A 16,489-nucleotide genomic window follows, 5' to 3' on the forward strand; every position below is an offset into this window, starting at 1 on the left:
ACAGGCCCCTTTTTAGATCCATTCACTAAGGGATTCTATCAGTAATGGTTTAGGTTGAAATCCTGTTATTCTTTTCACGAGTTGACCATCTTGAAAAAGCAATAATGTTGGGATACCTAGAACTTGGAATGTACTAATAAAATCTTCATTATCATCGGCATTCACTTTCACGATTTTTAGGTCGTATTCCAAATCGATTTCCTCCAAAACTGCTCCAATCATCCTGCAAGGGGGACACCATGGGGCCCAACAATCTATCAGCACTAATCGACTCGTTTGAATTTCGTTAAGAATTCCTTGGCCATCTGCATGTAAAATACTCATCATTACCCTCACCTTTCATAATCAAGACGTTTATTGTAGTATATGATGCATTATGGTATAAGTAAAATTAATACTTTTTATATTTTGTATAAGTAAATACTAATGGATGGGAAAGGGGTATCCTATGACCCTATTTCAATTAGAAGTTTTCTTAAAGGTCATTGAAACGGGAAGTTTTACAAAGGCAGGAGAGCAAATCGGACTCTCACAATCGGCAGTAAGCCAAGCAGTGGCGGCATTGGAATCAGAGTTAAATTGTAAGTTATTAACCCGGTCCAGGGGTGGAGTGAGCTTAACCAAGGTGGGTGAACGGATTACGAGTTTGATGAGAGATCTAATCGTGATTAAAACAAAGATCATCAATGAGGCAGCGGGAATCTCAGGACTTGAAACGGGAACAATCAAAATTGGAAGTATTTCGAGTATGACTGCTAAATTATTGCCTGGAATGATTAGTTCATTTAAAAAACGATTTCCCGGCATCGAGGTGATCCTTTATGAAGGAAGTTATGAAGAAGTGAATAACTGGATGAAATTAGCGGTTATCGATATTGGCGTTGTGACGGAAGAGGTACATGAATTTGAATTTATTCCGTTAGTGCAGGATAAAATGGTCGTGTTTGTGCCAGAGGGACACCGATTGAGTCATCAATCTAGTATTGATTTAAAGGAAATTGTGGATGAACCCTTTATCATGCCAAAGGAATGTGAGAATGTCCTCCGTTTGATCTTTAAGGATCAAGGGGTATTTCCTCATATCCAATTTGAAGTAAGAGATATTGCCACAATTATTGCGATGGTTCAAGAAGGAGTGGGAAATACGATTCTGCCCGAGATGGCCATTCCCACTACTGTATCCAAAGTCACTGCTTCCTATTTAAGTCCGCAGGTGTATCAAAATCTAGGGTTGGTGGTGCGTTCAATGGACTATCTTAGTCCCGTCCTCACAGCTTTTATCCATGAAACACAAGAGTTCACGAAAAACCTATCACTTAAACTATTTAATAGTTACCGTTCTGTGATTGTGAAGAAAAGGTAAAAAGGGGCCTGACCCCCAGTGCGTTAACGCACTGGGGGTCAGGCCCCTTCTTATGCGGTGAAGTTGCCGTCGTAGCTGAGCATGATGGCGGATTTTACTCCTTCTAGATTGGAGATCTGATTGAGAAAGCTTCCATCATTTTCTTTTACACGAATTTCATAGGTGACTTCAAACTCATTTCCCGGCATGACCGATTTGGACTTTAGGGACTGCTTTTTAGCCTGTCCCGAAATAATCTCTTTCAATGATTTTTCTACTGACACTTCATGATAGCGAACAACTAATAAATAAGGATTTTCCATGGTAACTCGGTTAATAAAGATAAGTAAAACAATGCCGATGAGGACCGAACCGAGAATTGCGAGAGGAATAAAGCCTGCTCCACATAAAATTCCGGCGACAATCGCCCAGAAGATATAAACAATATCCATCGGATCCTTAATCGGTGTACGGAAACGGACGATCGATAAGGCCCCAACCATCCCGAGGGAGAGAAGAATATTTGAGGAAATCCCCATAATAATCAGGGCTGTGGCCATCGCCATCACAATGAGAGAAATATTAAAGGTATGCGAATAAATGACACCTGTGAAGGTTTTTTTATAAACCCAATAAATGAAAAAGCCAATCGCAAAAGAGACGAGTAAGCCAATTAAGGAATCGACAATTGAAAAGCTGCTGGTTTTTTCTAAAATACTCGATTTGAAGATATCGTTAAAAGTGGTTGTTTCCATTCAGTAATCCTCCAAGTTCATTATAAAAGTCTATGAATCATCCATACATTCTGCTAATTTGATATTTTGAATACGTTCCTTTTCGTCTGTCATGGACCTGAAGCAATTGTTTGATCACATCAGGCAAAAAATCATCATATTTCACCTCGAGAATAACAATATCTGGATTTGTCTCAACCATCGCTAAATCTGGATTTAATAGATTAGGATTACGAAAACTCGTTTTAATTTTGCTATCAAAGGTGACCCGTACATTTCCATATTCATAGATAAATACCTCACGCTCATAGTCGACCACGACCACCGGCTTTAATTGATACAAGGTCATCTGGACAAATAATTCTTGGATTAATGGTCTGGAGTCTGTCTCCATCCACGCTATGTCTCCAACGTTCATCAGTTCATATTCCGTAGCAGTGATGCGGCATTTTTGTTTGAAGGTGAGATTATTACGCTTACTCTTTTTTTCAAGATTCATATAGTCGATATTATGGTCATACAAACGAACCCTAAATTTATCGCGCTCAACAAATCCTTCTTTTTTCTGGGTCAACACCTTGTTATCGAAGTTATCAAAATAAACACTGCGAATTAGATATTTTCCGTTGTTTTTTGCATGAAAGGAGCCTATGCATGAGGAAAAGAACATTTACAGCCTTTAAACGAACGGCACCGCTACTATGTACGGTGATGTTGTTTGCCTGCAGCCATGATTCAGAATCGCCAACACTAACAAATAGTAGTGCATCAGTCGACATAAACAAGTTAGGGACGATAGGTAAAAGAGAAATAAGTGACGTAATTGCGAATACGGTTAGCTACAAAAAGGCGGATCAATAAAGTGAGTGGGAAAGTGAGGATCTAGCGTATATTCAGTTGAAAGGAACAAGCGCGACCGTGGAGGGCTCGGATGCTGTACAAGTATCAAACGGAATCATCACGATTAAAACGGGTGGAGTCTATGTATTCAGGGGTTCATGGAAGGATGGTCAAATCGTTGTCGATGCCATGCTGACGATGGTATTCTCGGACGTGATCTGGTTGCCGTGAAGGACGGCAAGATAAGCATTACAGCTGGTGGTGATGGTATTAAGTCTTCGAACGATAATAATCAATCTAAAGGAAATATTGCTTTAGAAGATGGGACATTTGAGATTACGGCAGTGAATGACGGATTACAGGCGGAATCCTCTTTGTTGATTGCCGGTGGGAAGTACTCCATTAAGACGGGTGGCGGGAGTCCGGAAACCATCGCCAATCGTGATGAGGGGATGGGTATGGGCGGTCCGTTTGGTGGAGACCCTTCCTCCACCACAAATGAAGAAACCGAGACACCAAGTGCGAAGGGGCTGAAGGCAGGAACTGAGGTGGCGATTGGCGGTGGTTCTTTTACCATAGATGCCGCGGATGATGCCATTCATAGTAACAGCAGTGTGACGATTGCAAAGGGCGACATGAGGTTGGCTTCTGGTGATGATGGTATTCATGGTGACGCCTCGATTGTGGTAAAAGGTGGGAAAATTTCGATTACAAAAAGCTATGAAGGCATCGAAAGTAAAGTGGTGGCGCTGGCAGATGGCGAAATCCAACTTGTCGCGGCAGATGATGGCATCAATGTTGGCGGTGGTAAGGATGGTTCCGGCACGGAGATGGGGATGGGCATGGATGCGAGTGATGACAGTCTGATGTTACTAACAGGAGGAAATGTCTCTGTCGATGCCAGCGGTGATGGCCTAGATTCCAATGGAAGTATTCAAATGACCAGCGGCACCGTATTCGTAAATGGGCCAACGGAAAGCTTTAATGCTCCGCTCGATTATAATGGGAGCTTTGAGATGAGCGGTGGATTCCTGATTGCATCCGGGAGCTCAGGCATGGCCCAGACGACTTCTGAACAATCGCAACAAGGTGGGATCATGATGACCTATCCGGCCACACAGACAGCAAGAACGCTGGTTCACCTCGAGGATAGTGAGGGTAAGACGATTGCGACCTTCGTACCGAGCAAGGACTACCAAACGTTCTTTATCAGTTCACCTGATCTCAAAAAAGATCAATCTTACACGCTTTACTCAGGTGGTACCGCAACAGGCACGGAAAAGGATGGGTTATTTACGGATGGAGATTACCAAGGTGGAACGAAAGTAGTTGATTTTACGATTACGACTATAATTACATGGCTTAATGAATCTGGAGTCACGACGGGAGGTAGTACTAGACCGGGCGGTGGCCCTGGTAGAGGCCCTGGTCAAGGAGGGGGTGATCCATCGGGAGGTTCGTCAAATGGAGCTGGTGAGGGGAGCAATACTCCTTAATTTAAACTGAAGATGACTAGTATAAAGGGAGAAGGTCTCGATAGGGGTCCTTCTCCCTTTGCTCGTTTCAATTATTTTCATCTTGATCAAAGATGGAGTGATCCTACTGCCCTTGGCACTTCCTGTAAGGGGAAAATGAACAGCAAATAAAAATATACGGGCTTATTGTTTTTTAGGATATCCAGGATGTCTCACAAAATAATAATCAACGTGTTAAAATAAGCCTTGAATGAAGGTTTCCAATAAATTTTAATGGGGAATTTAAATGAACGCTAATCAAAACAAGCAAAAACGAGTAATCGCTGGGATTTTCTTTTTCCTTGTCATCATTGCAGGAATCCTGATCTATTATACCCAATTTTATGAAGAGGATTTGAACAAAGCTTTGCCGCTGTCTTACACCTCAAAGGTGGACAACCAAGATCAAGAGAGTGCAGCGAATCAGCTTTTGGTGGAATATCTACAATCGTTTCAAGCGACGACGACTAGTGCCTGGAAACGAATTATTCACGTCGATTATCAGCAATTTCAGCTGCTGGCCGGAGATGAGAACCAATTTGCGGTTGGGGCGACCTTTGACGTAAAGCTGGAAAAAGGGAAATGGTCGGCGCATCATAAGTGGGGGAAAGTGCAAAAGGATGGAACCATAAAAGGGATCCGATGGACGCTACGGATTAAAAAAACGGGTGAGCATACATTTACGCTAGAGCGGATTGAGACGACTTCACAAGCGGTTGCAGGCCTAGACCCGGTAAAAGATATCTATCAAAAGAAAGCGGGGATTAAACTACCAGATAAGAATAACCGCTATCAGCTGATCAATGAAGAGCTCCAGGTTACCTATGATAATGGAGAGCACTGGCAGACCGTTCCAGCTTTGATTGATGATGTATTTGCTGGCGGCTACCCCGGTTCGAGGCAGGAATTAATGGAGGGGAGCTATGTAATTTCCCCTGAGAGAACTGCCTTCGTTATCGGCAACAACGATCAGGTAAGAATCCTGCTTTCCGAAGACAAAGGAAAAAAGTGGAAGGAAGTGCCGGTCCCGAGCACACTACCTGGGATTCGCATGCGTCTACTGGGGTTTACCTCTGAACAGGATGGCTATTTGATTTTAACCGGAGATAAAACGATGAGTTGGGAAGCCAATATGATTTTTAAAACTCATGATGGCGGATTGAGTTGGATTGCAGCCGGTCATGTCGAGGAGCAAAGATTAATAACGGACGGTGCGTTTATTACTGATCAACTTGGCTTCATCTCATTTGGGTCGATCAATGTGATGGATCAACTGCCAAGGCCATCTTTGTATCGAACGACGGATGGAGGCAAGAATTGGGCGGAAGTGGATGTGCCGATCCCGGCAGAATATAAAGGAATCTTTATCGAGGCGGAGGTTCCAACCTTTGATGGTTCCCAGGGGACACTGCTCGTCAACCAAGGACCTAGCGGTGATTACCAGGGAGGAAAGGTAAAGGCAAAATACATCTCGTTGGACCAAGGGGCTACCTGGACGTTTGCAAATCTAGTGGATCCTGACAATGTGATGGGGAAATAGGTTGTAAAGAGACACACTGGACCATGAATGGGGGTGTGTCTTTTTTATGGCTTCCTTATATAAGAAAAATTGAAATGATCTTTCGTAGATATAAGGTGACCAACAGAGTAACCACTGAATCCAGGGGGATGATTAACTTACAGGGGACCGTTGCCGATTCAATCAACGGCAGGTAATCTAAATGTTTTATTCTTCTTCTGTGTAGGCTTCGACCGTACTATCTCTGCACTCCCAACATTCCGCTCGATTCCTCTCCATAATGGATAATTCCTTTCCACAAGAAATGCAAATATCCATAGGTGAAAATTCCCCTTTCTATGAAATGTCTTATAAATATATGTAGATAATTTTGCAAATATGCCAACTTTTTCTCATTAAAACTCCCTTGAATTTTCAGGTTCCCCCTTTTATTAAAGTTTCACTAAAGGTAGATTGAGTAGGATTATTTTTGTAAAGCGGCTGCTTACAAAATAGATTTTGGAGGTTATGATGATATGAAGAGGGAATTAGGATTAATGATGAACACAACAAAAAGGAAGGTAGGTGCAGCTGTTCTTTGTGGAGCACTTATGGCCTCGATTGGCATAGGAACAGCCTATGCTGCAAACTCGATGTCCTCATTGCAAGTGAAATCGATGAACGGTGTTACAACCTACTCTACTGACGAAGGGAAAACCTGGAGCGAAAAGGCTCCCGAAGGTGTATCTTCGAGTGAAAAAGACGGTAAATTGACCATTTCGAATGGTCAGCCACCAAAAGATGGTGAGGCGAAAGGTACATTGAGTAAAGTAGAGGATAATGTAAGAACGTACTCAACGGATGGCGGGAAAACATGGAGTGAAAATGCCCCTGAAGGTGCTGAGGAAGGGGTAACAATCGGAGAGTAATTGGACAACTATATCTATTTAGACTTCATGTAGGCTAGATATACTATATCCACTACATAAGGGCTGGACAAGCTCCTATGTAGTGGATCAATTTGCAATCATTTTGTTAGATAGGGAGTAAGTACATGAGGGTATTAATGGTAGAAGATGAGAGGTATATGGCGGAGGCGGTTGCACAAGTCCTTAAAAAGAATCACTATAGCGTGGATTTGGAGAATAATGGGGAAGATGGGTTAGACAGTGGGCTTTCCGGTATTTATGATATCATCATTCTCGATATTATGCTTCCTAAAATGAATGGGATAAACGTACTTAGAAAATTACGTGAAAATGGGATTGATACGCCGGTCATTTTGTTAACAGCAAGAGGTACTACAGAGGACAAGGTCGTGGGTCTGGACAGCGGTGCTGATGATTATTTGGCAAAACCATTCCATACGGATGAACTGCTAGCCCGTTTGCGGGCATTGGGACGTAGAAAAACAGAATTGCTGACTGATGGAATCCATAAGTTCGGCGATATCGAGCTTAATCCACATACTCTAGTGCTTTTCTGTGGAAAAAAGGAGAAAACGCTAACTTTAAAGGAATCTCAATTATTGGAGCTGCTCATAAACAGAAAAGGAATGATATCTTCAAAAGACATCATTATTGAAAAATTATGGGGCTATGATACGGATGCAGAAGATAATCGTGTCGAAATACATGTCTCTCTTTTACGAAAAAAGTTAACTCTGCTAGAGTCTGAGGTTTCTATTCGCACGATACGGGGCGTGGGATATGTATTAACAACAGTAAAGGGTGAAGGATAAAATGTTCACTAGGTTGCGTAACAAATTTCTCCTATTGAATATGACGATTACATCCATGGTGATGATTGCGGCCTTCACGATTATTTATTTCATTACCTATAACAATATTCATTCGGACATTCAAAATAAATTGAATGCACAATCCAAAATGGAAATAAAGACTGAAAGAAAGGAACTGCCTGATGAAACCGAAAAGGGAGGGACGATGACCACTGCCCAAAATGCGTCATTGGATGGTCCCCTTTCATTTATGATCGAGGTAGACGCAGATGGTAAGATCGTAAACATCGACTCTTTCATTAATTTGTCTGAGAAAACGTATCTTAAAGCTGTGGAGACGGCCTGGCGTCATAAAAAAGACGATAACACGATGACCCTATCGGGAAAAAAATGGAAGTACTCGATAAAGCGAATGGAAAATCAAATTATTCAGGAAAATGGACAAGTATTAGCCGTAGAGTCTGACAATTTTCAGATCATATTTTTAGATGTGACGGAAGCCAATAAAACACTGTTGGAGCTGCTGACTACATTACTGTTAGTGGGAATCATCATGCTGGTAGTTATTTTTATCATTAGTCTGTACTTTGCTAATCGAGCGATTAAACCAATAGCGAAAACATGGGAAATGCAGAAGCAATTTGTTGCGGATGCGTCACATGAATTGAAAACCCCCCTTTCCATTATCAACGCCAATTACGACGTTCTTATGGAGAATCAGGATGAAACGATTAAGAGTCAATTAAAATGGCTTGGCTATATGCGAATTGGAACAGATAGAATGACAAAGCTGGTCAATGACCTATTGTGCTTGACTAAAATAGAAGGTGTAAATGCAGAAATACGAATACTGCCATTTGATTTTAGCAAGGTTGTTCATGATAGTATGTTGTCGATGGAAGCTGTCATGCTGGAAAAGCAATTGAACCTCAGCTATTCCATTGAGCCTGATATTATGGTTAAAAGTGACGTAGAAAGAATGAAACAAGTGGTCACGATTCTATTCGAAAATGCCATTAAATATGCAAATGAAAACGGAGAAATTGATGTTACACTACTAAAGTCAAAGCGCCAAGTTACATTTACGATTAAAAATAGCGGCAAAGGTATAGCGAAACAAGATTTGCCCAAAATTTTTGATCGATTTTATCGAGGAGATCCCTCTAGAACACAAGATACCGGTGGATATGGCCTCGGATTATCCATCGCAAAAACCATCCTCGACAGTCTAGGCGGGGACATACATGCCACTAGCATCGAAAATAAATGGACAACCTTTACGGTTACACTTCATCATGGTGCCTGACCCCCGATACGTTAATACGTTAACGCGACGGGGGTCAGGCACTTTTACATGTAGTTTTTTCCTATTTGTGGATAGATGCCGTCTGTTTGATACCATTTCCATACGAATTCGTCTCGTTTTCTTCCAATGATGCCGCTCATGATGATCCCGGGTTCAATTAATTGATAGGGAAGGCCTTTTACGTAGTAGGTACAATGCGTGTCAATGTCAGTCAGTACCACCGTATTTTCAATTTTGCTGGTCACTTCAAATATACTATTTGAACGATCTGCACATTGGGCAAATTCCTGGTTCATCCTTTCGAAATCTTGCTCTGGATCCCAGTCAGGGTGAAAAAGAAGCGGGTAGTCTAGCAAAAATAGGCTATTAAGCAGATGCTCACAGTCTTTCAATTCAGGGGTAGCAGCTACAATTAAGTCCTTAACAACTGGTGACCAGGACGTGCCTTTATTTTTATCAAGCCAGCGAACAAATTTTTTTAATTGGAGTAAAAAGGCTTCTACTTGTTTTTCTTCAGCGGTAACCTTCATGGAATGTGGGAAAAACATAAAGATAAATTCTTCCCAAAAGGAAGGCTGACATTGTAGCCACGAGGCAGGACAGTTATCCTCGAGACAATCAGTCATGAATTTTGAAAGGATACGGAGAAATTCGTTGCGGTTTTTATCAGATGGTTTTTGAAGTTTATAGGTGATGAGATCTTTTCCATAGTAGGTAAATAAGCCGCGATAGCGCATCTCAAATTCAGCACTTATTTCGAGATTCCTCAATAGCTCCTGCCGTTCTTTGGGATTGGCAATTGATTGCATCCACATTCGGATTTCGGGTCTGTTTTTAGTACGGGAGTCCTTGGTTGAATTACTAGTTTTCATCAAATAGATCGACCTGCTTTCTATTTTATAATGGGGTGGTGATTAAAGTGAGAGTTGGGGAATGCTGTAGTCATTTGTAGTATACTGCTAAACAATGGAGAGAAATGTAGTATTATTGAATAATTTGTGAATTTATGGAATTAGCAGCTAACTGAGGTGAGCAGAAATTTAGCTGGGCGCGTTTATGTTATGATAGTTATATTCCTCAACTTAGGATGAAATCTGTATATCTCTTGTAGAGAAGCAGAAATTGATAGATTAAAGGATGTAACCACATTGAATAAACGCAGCACAGAACGAACGACTTACATTTATACCAATTCCTGTTCCGAGGATGAACGCTCGTTATGTGCTTTGGAAATGCGCTCAATATTTGGGAGTGAGTCTCAAGGAAGTATACTGGAAAGTCATATAAAAATTGACCCAAGTCGTAGTCCATTTATTAAGGAAAGAATCTCTGTCATTTTTGAGGAGGAAAGTCTTCAAGATCTCCTCGAACAAGTAGAAACCTTACCACTGAACGGAGCAACGTTTAAAGTAATCTTTGTTAAAAATGGGGGCCGTACCAAAACGGAAACGGAAGGCTTCGAGAATCGACGAACAATTGAAAAGGAACTCGGTTTACACATTAATGGTGAAGCGGATTTACATCAGCCAGACTGTTTATTTGGCGTCATGAATGTAAACGGTAGATGGGTATTTGGTGATTATTTGAAAAGCGAGTCTGTTTGGTTTCGCCATCAAAAAAAGCCGCACAGTTACTCCACTGCGCTTAGCACACGTGTGGCACGAGCGGTGGTGAATATTGCGATACCGGATCCAATCGGGATTAAGGCGATTGATCCCTGCTGTGGAATTGGGACTGTCCTAGTTGAGGCGTTATCGATGGGGATTGATATAGAGGGAAGCGACCGAAATCATCTGATTCTCGATGGAGCAAGAAATAACATTTACCACTTTGGACTTTTTGGTGAAGTGAAATTAGCAGATATCCGCGATATTAAAGACCACTATGATGTAGCGATTATCGATTTGCCCTACAATTTGTGTTCGGTCATAACACCACAGGATCAGCTCGATATGCTGCAAAGTGCACGCAGATTTGCTAAAAAGGTTGTCGTGGTAACCGTTGAACCAATCGATGAAATCCTCGTAAAGGCTGAATTTGTCATTAGTGACCGCGCTGTAGCGAAAAAGGGTTTATTTACGCGTGAAGTGATTGTTTGTCATTAGTTTTTATATTTTTAGGAAAATGGCAGAAAAAGGACCATGCAATTGATCCTTTTTTTGCCTCTTCTTGCACTAAGCAGGTTATTTATTGCCAAACGTCAGCAGCAATCCGGATCACATGGCGTATTTTCTCCCATTGTTGATCTTCTGTTAAAAGATTTCCTTCTTCTGTTGAAGAAAAGCCACACTGCGGACTTAGGCAAAGCTGGTCAGAAGAAAGATACTGGTTAGCTTCTTGAATTCGTGCCTTAATTTTTTCTGGATCTTCTAGATCACCAAATTTAGATGTAATTAATCCTAAAACAATCCGGAGATCATCACGCTTCACATGGCGAAGGGGCTCAAATCCACCGGAACGTTCATCATCAAACTCAAGGAATAAGCCATCCACATTTAATCCACCAAAGATGATTTCAGAAGCAAAATCATATCCGCCAGAAGAGGTATAAGTAGATTGGAAGTTTCCTCTACAAATATGCATCGTGATCACCAAATCCTCAGGTTTGTTTGCGATGGATTCATTAATCGCTTTCGCAAGCGTATGGACCAAGCGTTCAGGCTCATGACCTTCCTTCTTCAGCTTGTCTCTGCCTTGCTCTGAGAATAGCGAGGCCCATGAGGTATCATCTAATTGAAGGTAACGGCAGCCAGCATCATAAAAAGCTTGAATCGCTTTTTGGTATGCTTGGATTAAATCATTCACAAATTCCTCCTGTTGATCATAGACTTCACTGATCCCTTGTCCGCGGACAATTAACATATTTGGACTAGGAATGGTGAATTTCGCGACATGGTCACCTGCAATCCGATGGAGGAATTTATAATCCTCAATCATGGGGTGGTTATCGAAATCAATTTTACCTGTTACTTTGACACCATGTGGTCTTGTCTCAACCCCATTAAATAGCAGTCCTTTTTCGGTTTCGAAAAATTCGACCCCTTCAAGACCTGCGAGAAAATCGAAATGCCACCAAGCCCGTCTTAATTCCCCATCCGTAACGGCCTGTAAACCTACTTCTTTTTGTTTATCGACAAGTCGAATGATTTCTTCATTTTCAATTAGACGCAATTGTTCTGCTGTAATCTCTCCGGTTTGTTTTTGCAAACGTGCTTTCTTCAATCGTTCTGGTCGTAAAAAACTTCCTACATGATCTGCTTTAAATGGTGCTTTCACTAATGTTTTTGGCAATTTAATCAGCTCCTAATTGAAATGATTGGTAGAATAATAAGTGGAAAATTAAAAACCTCTTCTTAAAAAATAAGAAGAGGATTGGTTACATAGCAAAGGCTGCTTACTCTTCTTATCTTCAAGCTTTCCGCTTCTGGAATTAGCACAGTCCAAAAAAAATTGTGGCTGTTGCTGAGGTATCATAGGGCCAGTCCCTCCACCTCTCTGGATAAGAGTGTTAACTATTAAATTAGTCATAATATTATAGCTATTTTGGCAGATTGTCAATGGGGGAAAAGAGGGAAATGGGGTCTGTCCCCCATTAAGTTAATGTGTTACCGCGCTGGGGGCCTGACCCCTACAAAAATATACTAGAGGTGGGATAGAATTGAACAAAAGATTAGGATGTTTACATGCCCATTATTCAAATATTGACTACATAGAAACTGCACTGACCCCTTATGAGATTGAAGTAATCCATTTTGTTGATCCAGGATTAATGAATCGAGTGACAACTGATGAAAATTTCCAGGAATCAGACGCGCAGCATAAAGTGAAGGAACAATTGGATTGGATTGCTCAATGTAATGTTGATGCCATCCTCATTACGTGCACAAACTATATTGCTATTTTACAAGAAGACCAACTCTCCTTTGCAGTGCCCATTATAAAAATTGATGAACCGTACTTTGAGCACATTTGCAAGATTCAGCAGCCACAAACGATCTTTTTTACAAATCCAGCAACTGTTGAAGGCACGGTGGCTCGACTTCAGCATTATGCTAAAGTCCATCAAAGATCCATAGATTTTGAGATTGTTGTCATAAACAATACTTTTGAATTAATTATGCAAGGACATAAAGAGGAATACCATCAGGCTGTTTTTAAGGCCCTTGATCAATTTGTTAAAGAGGAAAAGAAAATGTTCTCCGTTGCTCAATTATCTATGGTTGAAGCAGCCCGACAAGTAGAGTATAAGACAGCTAGGACGATTATAAATCCATTGAATGCACTCATCGCTTCCATTGTGAATCAATTAGAATTAGAAAAGAAAACCAAATAATTACCTGAGGATTTTACGAGAGGGGGCTGCTTTTTATGGCGGGATTGAGTAGAGCTAGTTGGAAAAATTGCTATAAAATGCCCCCTCTTATCTTTATTTTGGCAAATCATTTACTTCATTTGCAACCCGTATTCCAGATTCAATTGCCCCTTGCATCCAACCATGGTTAAGGGTAGTATGTTCACCTGCAAAGTGCACCCGACCTTCCGGCAAAGAGATAAAAGGAAACAGCTCTTGTTCCTGCCCTGGTTCAAAAGTTGCTAAACCACCAATCGAATAGGGATTACCGACCCAACTAAAGGAAGTTCCTGAAACATACTCAGAAAAGACCTGGTTTCCGTAAATTTCCGCCAAGTTCTTTAAAGCATATTGAATGCGATCTTCGTTTGAGAGGCCTTCCCAGGTCCCCGCCTCATCGGCCCAAGTATAGCTTGCCAAAACCACAGCAGGTCCTTGTGTACCAATCCCCTGACTAGGGTAATACGTGAAGCGAATGGGCAGATCCGTGATTGATTTACCACCAAATTGATTGTACTTTTCCCAGAATCTACTTTTAAACTCGATTCCGATTTTGGTAGTTGCCATATAATTCAGTTCGCGAATCGCTCTGCGTTTATAGTAGGAAAAAGAATGGTATGGTTCCACTTGCACGTATCGTAATACGGAAAAAGGGATGGTGATGATGGCAAGATCACTCGTGAGTGTGGACTGCTCTAATGTGTGTGGATGGATGGAATGGATGGTTACACTGTTGTGATGCTGGACAATTTTCGTCATCCTTTGATTGTAACGAATATCATCTTGCAATTGCGGTAGAAAGCCCTTCGGGAGTAGATCCATTCCACCGGTTATCTCATAGAAACGATTGGTATTGAAGTGGGCAGCTTCTCTTAATACCTCAAGAAATGACATCCCCATATAGGCTTCATAGTCAAGCAGGACGCCAATCATATCAACCGCACCATCTGAAAAAGTCGTTCCATATTGATAATGGTAAAATTTTAAGAATGAACCTAGTGTGTAATCTGTAAATTCTTTTTCTACAAGCGCCCAATTTCTCTCCTTGTCTTTGTTGATAAAATCGATAATGGGCTGTAGAGCCAAATTTAACAGTTCCTCTGCACTTTTGCCTCTTTCATTCGGGGCAATAGGAAAGTTTAGAATGCTTGGAAAACGTTCAAAAATGTCCAGCCGTGTTTTGATTCCATTGATATAAAGAATATCTGCTGGGGTTCTGTTAATAAACAAATTGACGGGTAATCCGAATTTTCTAATGTACTCAAAAGTCAAAATGTGATCATCAGGAATACGCATAGGGCCAGCATTAAGATAAAGCCCATTGCTAAACGGGGATCGTATGGTATAGGCACGTCCGCCGACACTGTTGTTTGCTTCTAGAATCGTGACATTGTGCCCGGCATCTTTCAAAATAGAAGCGGCAACCAGTCCTGCCAGCCCAGCGCCGACTATCGAAATACTCTTCGGAACTTGTGGTTTTTTCAATCCATTTTTAATCAAACTATGCATTTGTTCAGTCGTTAACTGAGAATTTATGTAATCAGGCACCTCATCGCTCCTTGAACAAAAGATTTATACCATTCTATTCACGGGAAGAGAAACCTATGTGTGAAAGGGGCCTGTCCCCCGCTGTGTTACGGTATTAACGCAGCGGGGGACAGGCCCTTTATTTAATGTTGAAAAATAACAGAAGATTTGATAAAATAAAATAAATGAAAAGGCTATGTGTAACTGGCGAACGCGGATAACCGTGAGGGAGCACATAGTGTCGGAGCCGTTCGCCTGGGCAGAGGTAAGGGAAGTATCCCTTGCCTCTTTCTGTTTTTTAGGAGGGGATCATCTACTACTACTTTGATTATTACAGGAAATATTGCTTTCACAAATTCGGAGGATGGAAGGTTTCTAAAGCTTAGAATCTATCTTATTAAATAACAAAGGGGTATCCAAGATGAACACAGTCCTTTTAGACAAAATGAATACAATTAAAACATTAAATCATATTGCAGACAGCGGGCTAAAGGTATTCAATAAAAAAACATTTACGGTCGACAATAATAGTGAAAATCCGGATGCAATTGTAGTTCGCAGTTTTAATATGCATTCAGTAGAGTTCGGGAATAAATTAAAAGCGATCGCCCGGGCGGGTGCTGGAGTCAATAATATTCCGGTCGAAAAATGTACAGAGGAAGGCATCGTTGTATTTAATACACCTGGTGCCAATGCGAATGCTGTAAAAGAGATGGTATTAGCTTCATTACTGGCTGCATCCCGTAATCTTTTTGCCGGTGTAGCCTGGACCAAGACGTTAGAAGCGGAAAGGGAGCAAGTATCAAAGCTTGTCGAAGCAGGCAAGAAGCAATTTGTCGGGAAAGAAATAAAGGGGAAAACACTCGGAGTAATTGGTTTAGGGGCAATCGGTGCGCTTGTAGCTAATGATGCTCTCAATTTAGATATGGATGTCATTGGCTTTGATCCGTTTATCTCAGTCGATACAGCTTGGAACTTGTCTCGTAATGTCCAACGTGCGATGACGATTGAGCAGTTGTTTGCTGAGTCTGATTATATTACTGTCCACGTGCCGTTAACAGAGGATACACGAGGAATGTTTAATCAAAAAGCATTTAGTATCATGAAGCAAGGGGTGCATATCTTAAATTTCTCACGCGGGGAGCTTGTGAATGAAATTGATATGGCGGTTGCACTGGAGGACGGGAGTGTGGGCAAGTTTATTACAGACTTCCCGAATGAAAATGTGTTAAAAATGAAAAATACCGTCTGTATCCCACATCTTGGCGCCTCAACAGTGGAATCCGAGGAAAACTGTGCCGTTATGGCGGCGAGACAGGTAAAGGTGTTTCTAGAAACGGGAAACATCAAGAACTCGGTGAATTTCCCAAATGCGGAGATTCCGTATACAGGCAAACGACGGGTGACGGCATTCCACCGAAACGTTCCAAACATGGTTGGCCAAATCACAGCTGCATTCTCAACCTATCAATTAAACATTGCTGATATGGTGAACAGAAGTCGTGGCGGATACGCCTATACGATGATTGATATTGACAATGAAATAACCGATGAAATCATTCCTGGTCTGGTAGAAAAAATCAACCAAATCGATGGCATCGTTACCGCACGAATCATATAACTTTAATGGGGCCTG

The 16,489-nt window shown here is 41.4% G+C and carries 17 protein-coding genes and 2 riboswitches; of the genes, 11 read left to right on the forward strand and 6 right to left on the reverse strand.

The genetic code is table 11. From position 1 onward, the window contains the following. Nucleotides 1–12 precede the first annotated feature (12 nt). Complete coding sequence (locus tag TY15_RS21045) at nucleotides 13–324, reverse strand: thioredoxin family protein (RefSeq protein WP_040205829.1); 312 nt, start codon at nucleotides 322–324, stop codon at nucleotides 13–15. A gap of 124 nt (nucleotides 325–448) precedes the next feature. Between TY15_RS21045 and TY15_RS21050 the strand changes: the two genes are divergently transcribed. Further along, entirely contained in the window at nucleotides 449–1,363 is a 915-nt protein-coding gene (locus tag TY15_RS21050; protein ID WP_040205831.1) for a LysR family transcriptional regulator, read from the forward strand. 50 nt (nucleotides 1,364–1,413) lie between these two features. Here the strand turns inward: TY15_RS21050 and TY15_RS21055 are convergent, their stop codons facing one another. Continuing rightward, nucleotides 1,414–2,097: a DUF4956 domain-containing protein gene (locus tag TY15_RS21055; RefSeq protein WP_040205833.1), complete on the reverse strand. Its 684-nt coding sequence runs from the start codon at nucleotides 2,095–2,097 to the stop codon at nucleotides 1,414–1,416. Between the two features lie 37 nt (nucleotides 2,098–2,134). Then, the gene (locus TY15_RS21060; protein WP_081799483.1) at nucleotides 2,135–2,746 is read right to left on the reverse strand and encodes a polyphosphate polymerase domain-containing protein; all 612 of its coding nucleotides are present in this window, start codon (nucleotides 2,744–2,746) and stop codon (nucleotides 2,135–2,137) included. Between TY15_RS21060 and TY15_RS24490 the strand changes: the two genes are divergently transcribed. The 7 genes from TY15_RS24490 (at nucleotide 2,731) to TY15_RS21085 (ending at nucleotide 8,975) form a co-directional block, all read left to right on the forward strand. Then, complete coding sequence (locus TY15_RS24490) at nucleotides 2,731–2,937, forward strand: hypothetical protein (protein WP_052353864.1); 207 nt, start codon at nucleotides 2,731–2,733, stop codon at nucleotides 2,935–2,937. The two genes, TY15_RS21060 and TY15_RS24490, sit on opposite strands and share 16 nt — an antisense overlap. Before the next feature lie 36 nt (nucleotides 2,938–2,973). Continuing rightward, on the forward strand, nucleotides 2,974–3,147 hold the full coding sequence (locus TY15_RS24495; protein ID WP_142305368.1) for a carbohydrate-binding domain-containing protein: 174 nt from the start codon (nucleotides 2,974–2,976) through the stop codon (nucleotides 3,145–3,147). Further along, entirely contained in the window at nucleotides 3,075–4,412 is a 1,338-nt protein-coding gene (locus TY15_RS21065) for a carbohydrate-binding domain-containing protein (RefSeq protein WP_052353865.1), read from the forward strand. Before TY15_RS24495 ends, TY15_RS21065 begins: the two co-directional genes overlap by 73 nt. A 265-nt stretch (nucleotides 4,413–4,677) precedes the next feature. Beyond that, nucleotides 4,678–5,970 (forward strand): WD40/YVTN/BNR-like repeat-containing protein, encoded by a 1,293-nt coding sequence (locus TY15_RS21070; RefSeq protein WP_052353866.1) that lies wholly within the window; start codon nucleotides 4,678–4,680, stop codon nucleotides 5,968–5,970. A gap of 494 nt (nucleotides 5,971–6,464) precedes the next feature. After that, a complete protein-coding gene (locus TY15_RS21075; RefSeq protein ID WP_040205834.1) occupies nucleotides 6,465–6,857 on the forward strand; it encodes a sialidase family protein in 393 nt (130 codons plus the stop codon). Between the two features lie 125 nt (nucleotides 6,858–6,982). Next, on the forward strand, nucleotides 6,983–7,669 hold the full coding sequence (locus tag TY15_RS21080) for a response regulator transcription factor (protein ID WP_040205836.1): 687 nt from the start codon (nucleotides 6,983–6,985) through the stop codon (nucleotides 7,667–7,669). A 1-nt stretch (nucleotide 7,670) separates the two neighbouring features. Then, nucleotides 7,671–8,975 carry a sensor histidine kinase gene (locus tag TY15_RS21085; protein ID WP_040205837.1) on the forward strand — a complete coding sequence of 435 codons (1,305 nt, stop codon included), beginning with the start codon at nucleotides 7,671–7,673 and terminating at the stop codon, nucleotides 8,973–8,975. Nucleotides 8,976–9,019: 44 nt separating this feature from the next. On the opposite strand, the gene TY15_RS21090 is transcribed toward TY15_RS21085, so the two are convergent. After that, a complete protein-coding gene (locus TY15_RS21090) occupies nucleotides 9,020–9,847 on the reverse strand; it encodes a hypothetical protein (RefSeq protein ID WP_040205839.1) in 828 nt (275 codons plus the stop codon). Nucleotides 9,848–10,123: 276 nt separating this feature from the next. On the opposite strand from TY15_RS21090, the gene TY15_RS21095 reads away from it, so the two are divergent. Beyond that, a complete protein-coding gene (locus TY15_RS21095) occupies nucleotides 10,124–11,080 on the forward strand; it encodes a TRM11 family SAM-dependent methyltransferase (RefSeq protein WP_040205841.1) in 957 nt (318 codons plus the stop codon). 82 nt (nucleotides 11,081–11,162) lie between these two features. On the opposite strand, the gene TY15_RS21100 is transcribed toward TY15_RS21095, so the two are convergent. Next, a complete protein-coding gene (locus TY15_RS21100) occupies nucleotides 11,163–12,266 on the reverse strand; it encodes a 5-methyltetrahydropteroyltriglutamate--homocysteine S-methyltransferase (RefSeq protein ID WP_081799484.1) in 1,104 nt (367 codons plus the stop codon). Nucleotides 12,267–12,375: 109 nt separating this feature from the next. After that, a riboswitch (SAM riboswitch) is annotated at nucleotides 12,376–12,481 on the reverse strand. A 146-nt stretch (nucleotides 12,482–12,627) separates the two neighbouring features. Between TY15_RS21100 and TY15_RS21105 the strand changes: the two genes are divergently transcribed. After that, nucleotides 12,628–13,308, forward strand: a complete 681-nt coding sequence (locus TY15_RS21105; protein ID WP_040205843.1) for a hypothetical protein — start codon at nucleotides 12,628–12,630, stop codon at nucleotides 13,306–13,308. Nucleotides 13,309–13,401: 93 nt separating this feature from the next. Here the strand turns inward: TY15_RS21105 and TY15_RS21110 are convergent, their stop codons facing one another. Continuing rightward, nucleotides 13,402–14,835, reverse strand: a complete 1,434-nt coding sequence (locus TY15_RS21110) for a flavin monoamine oxidase family protein (protein ID WP_042375477.1) — start codon at nucleotides 14,833–14,835, stop codon at nucleotides 13,402–13,404. Between the two features lie 208 nt (nucleotides 14,836–15,043). Continuing rightward, nucleotides 15,044–15,121, forward strand: a riboswitch (ZMP/ZTP riboswitch). Nucleotides 15,122–15,274: 153 nt separating this feature from the next. On the opposite strand from TY15_RS21110, the gene TY15_RS21115 reads away from it, so the two are divergent. Further along, nucleotides 15,275–16,474, forward strand: coding sequence for a phosphoglycerate dehydrogenase (locus TY15_RS21115; RefSeq protein ID WP_040205845.1), 1,200 nt, complete (start codon nucleotides 15,275–15,277; stop codon nucleotides 16,472–16,474). The last annotated feature ends 15 nt before the right edge of the window (nucleotides 16,475–16,489 follow it).

The sequence above is a fragment of the Neobacillus jeddahensis genome, from assembly GCF_000612625.1.
In the GTDB taxonomy this organism is placed as follows: domain Bacteria; phylum Bacillota; class Bacilli; order Bacillales; family Cytobacillaceae; genus Neobacillus; species Neobacillus jeddahensis.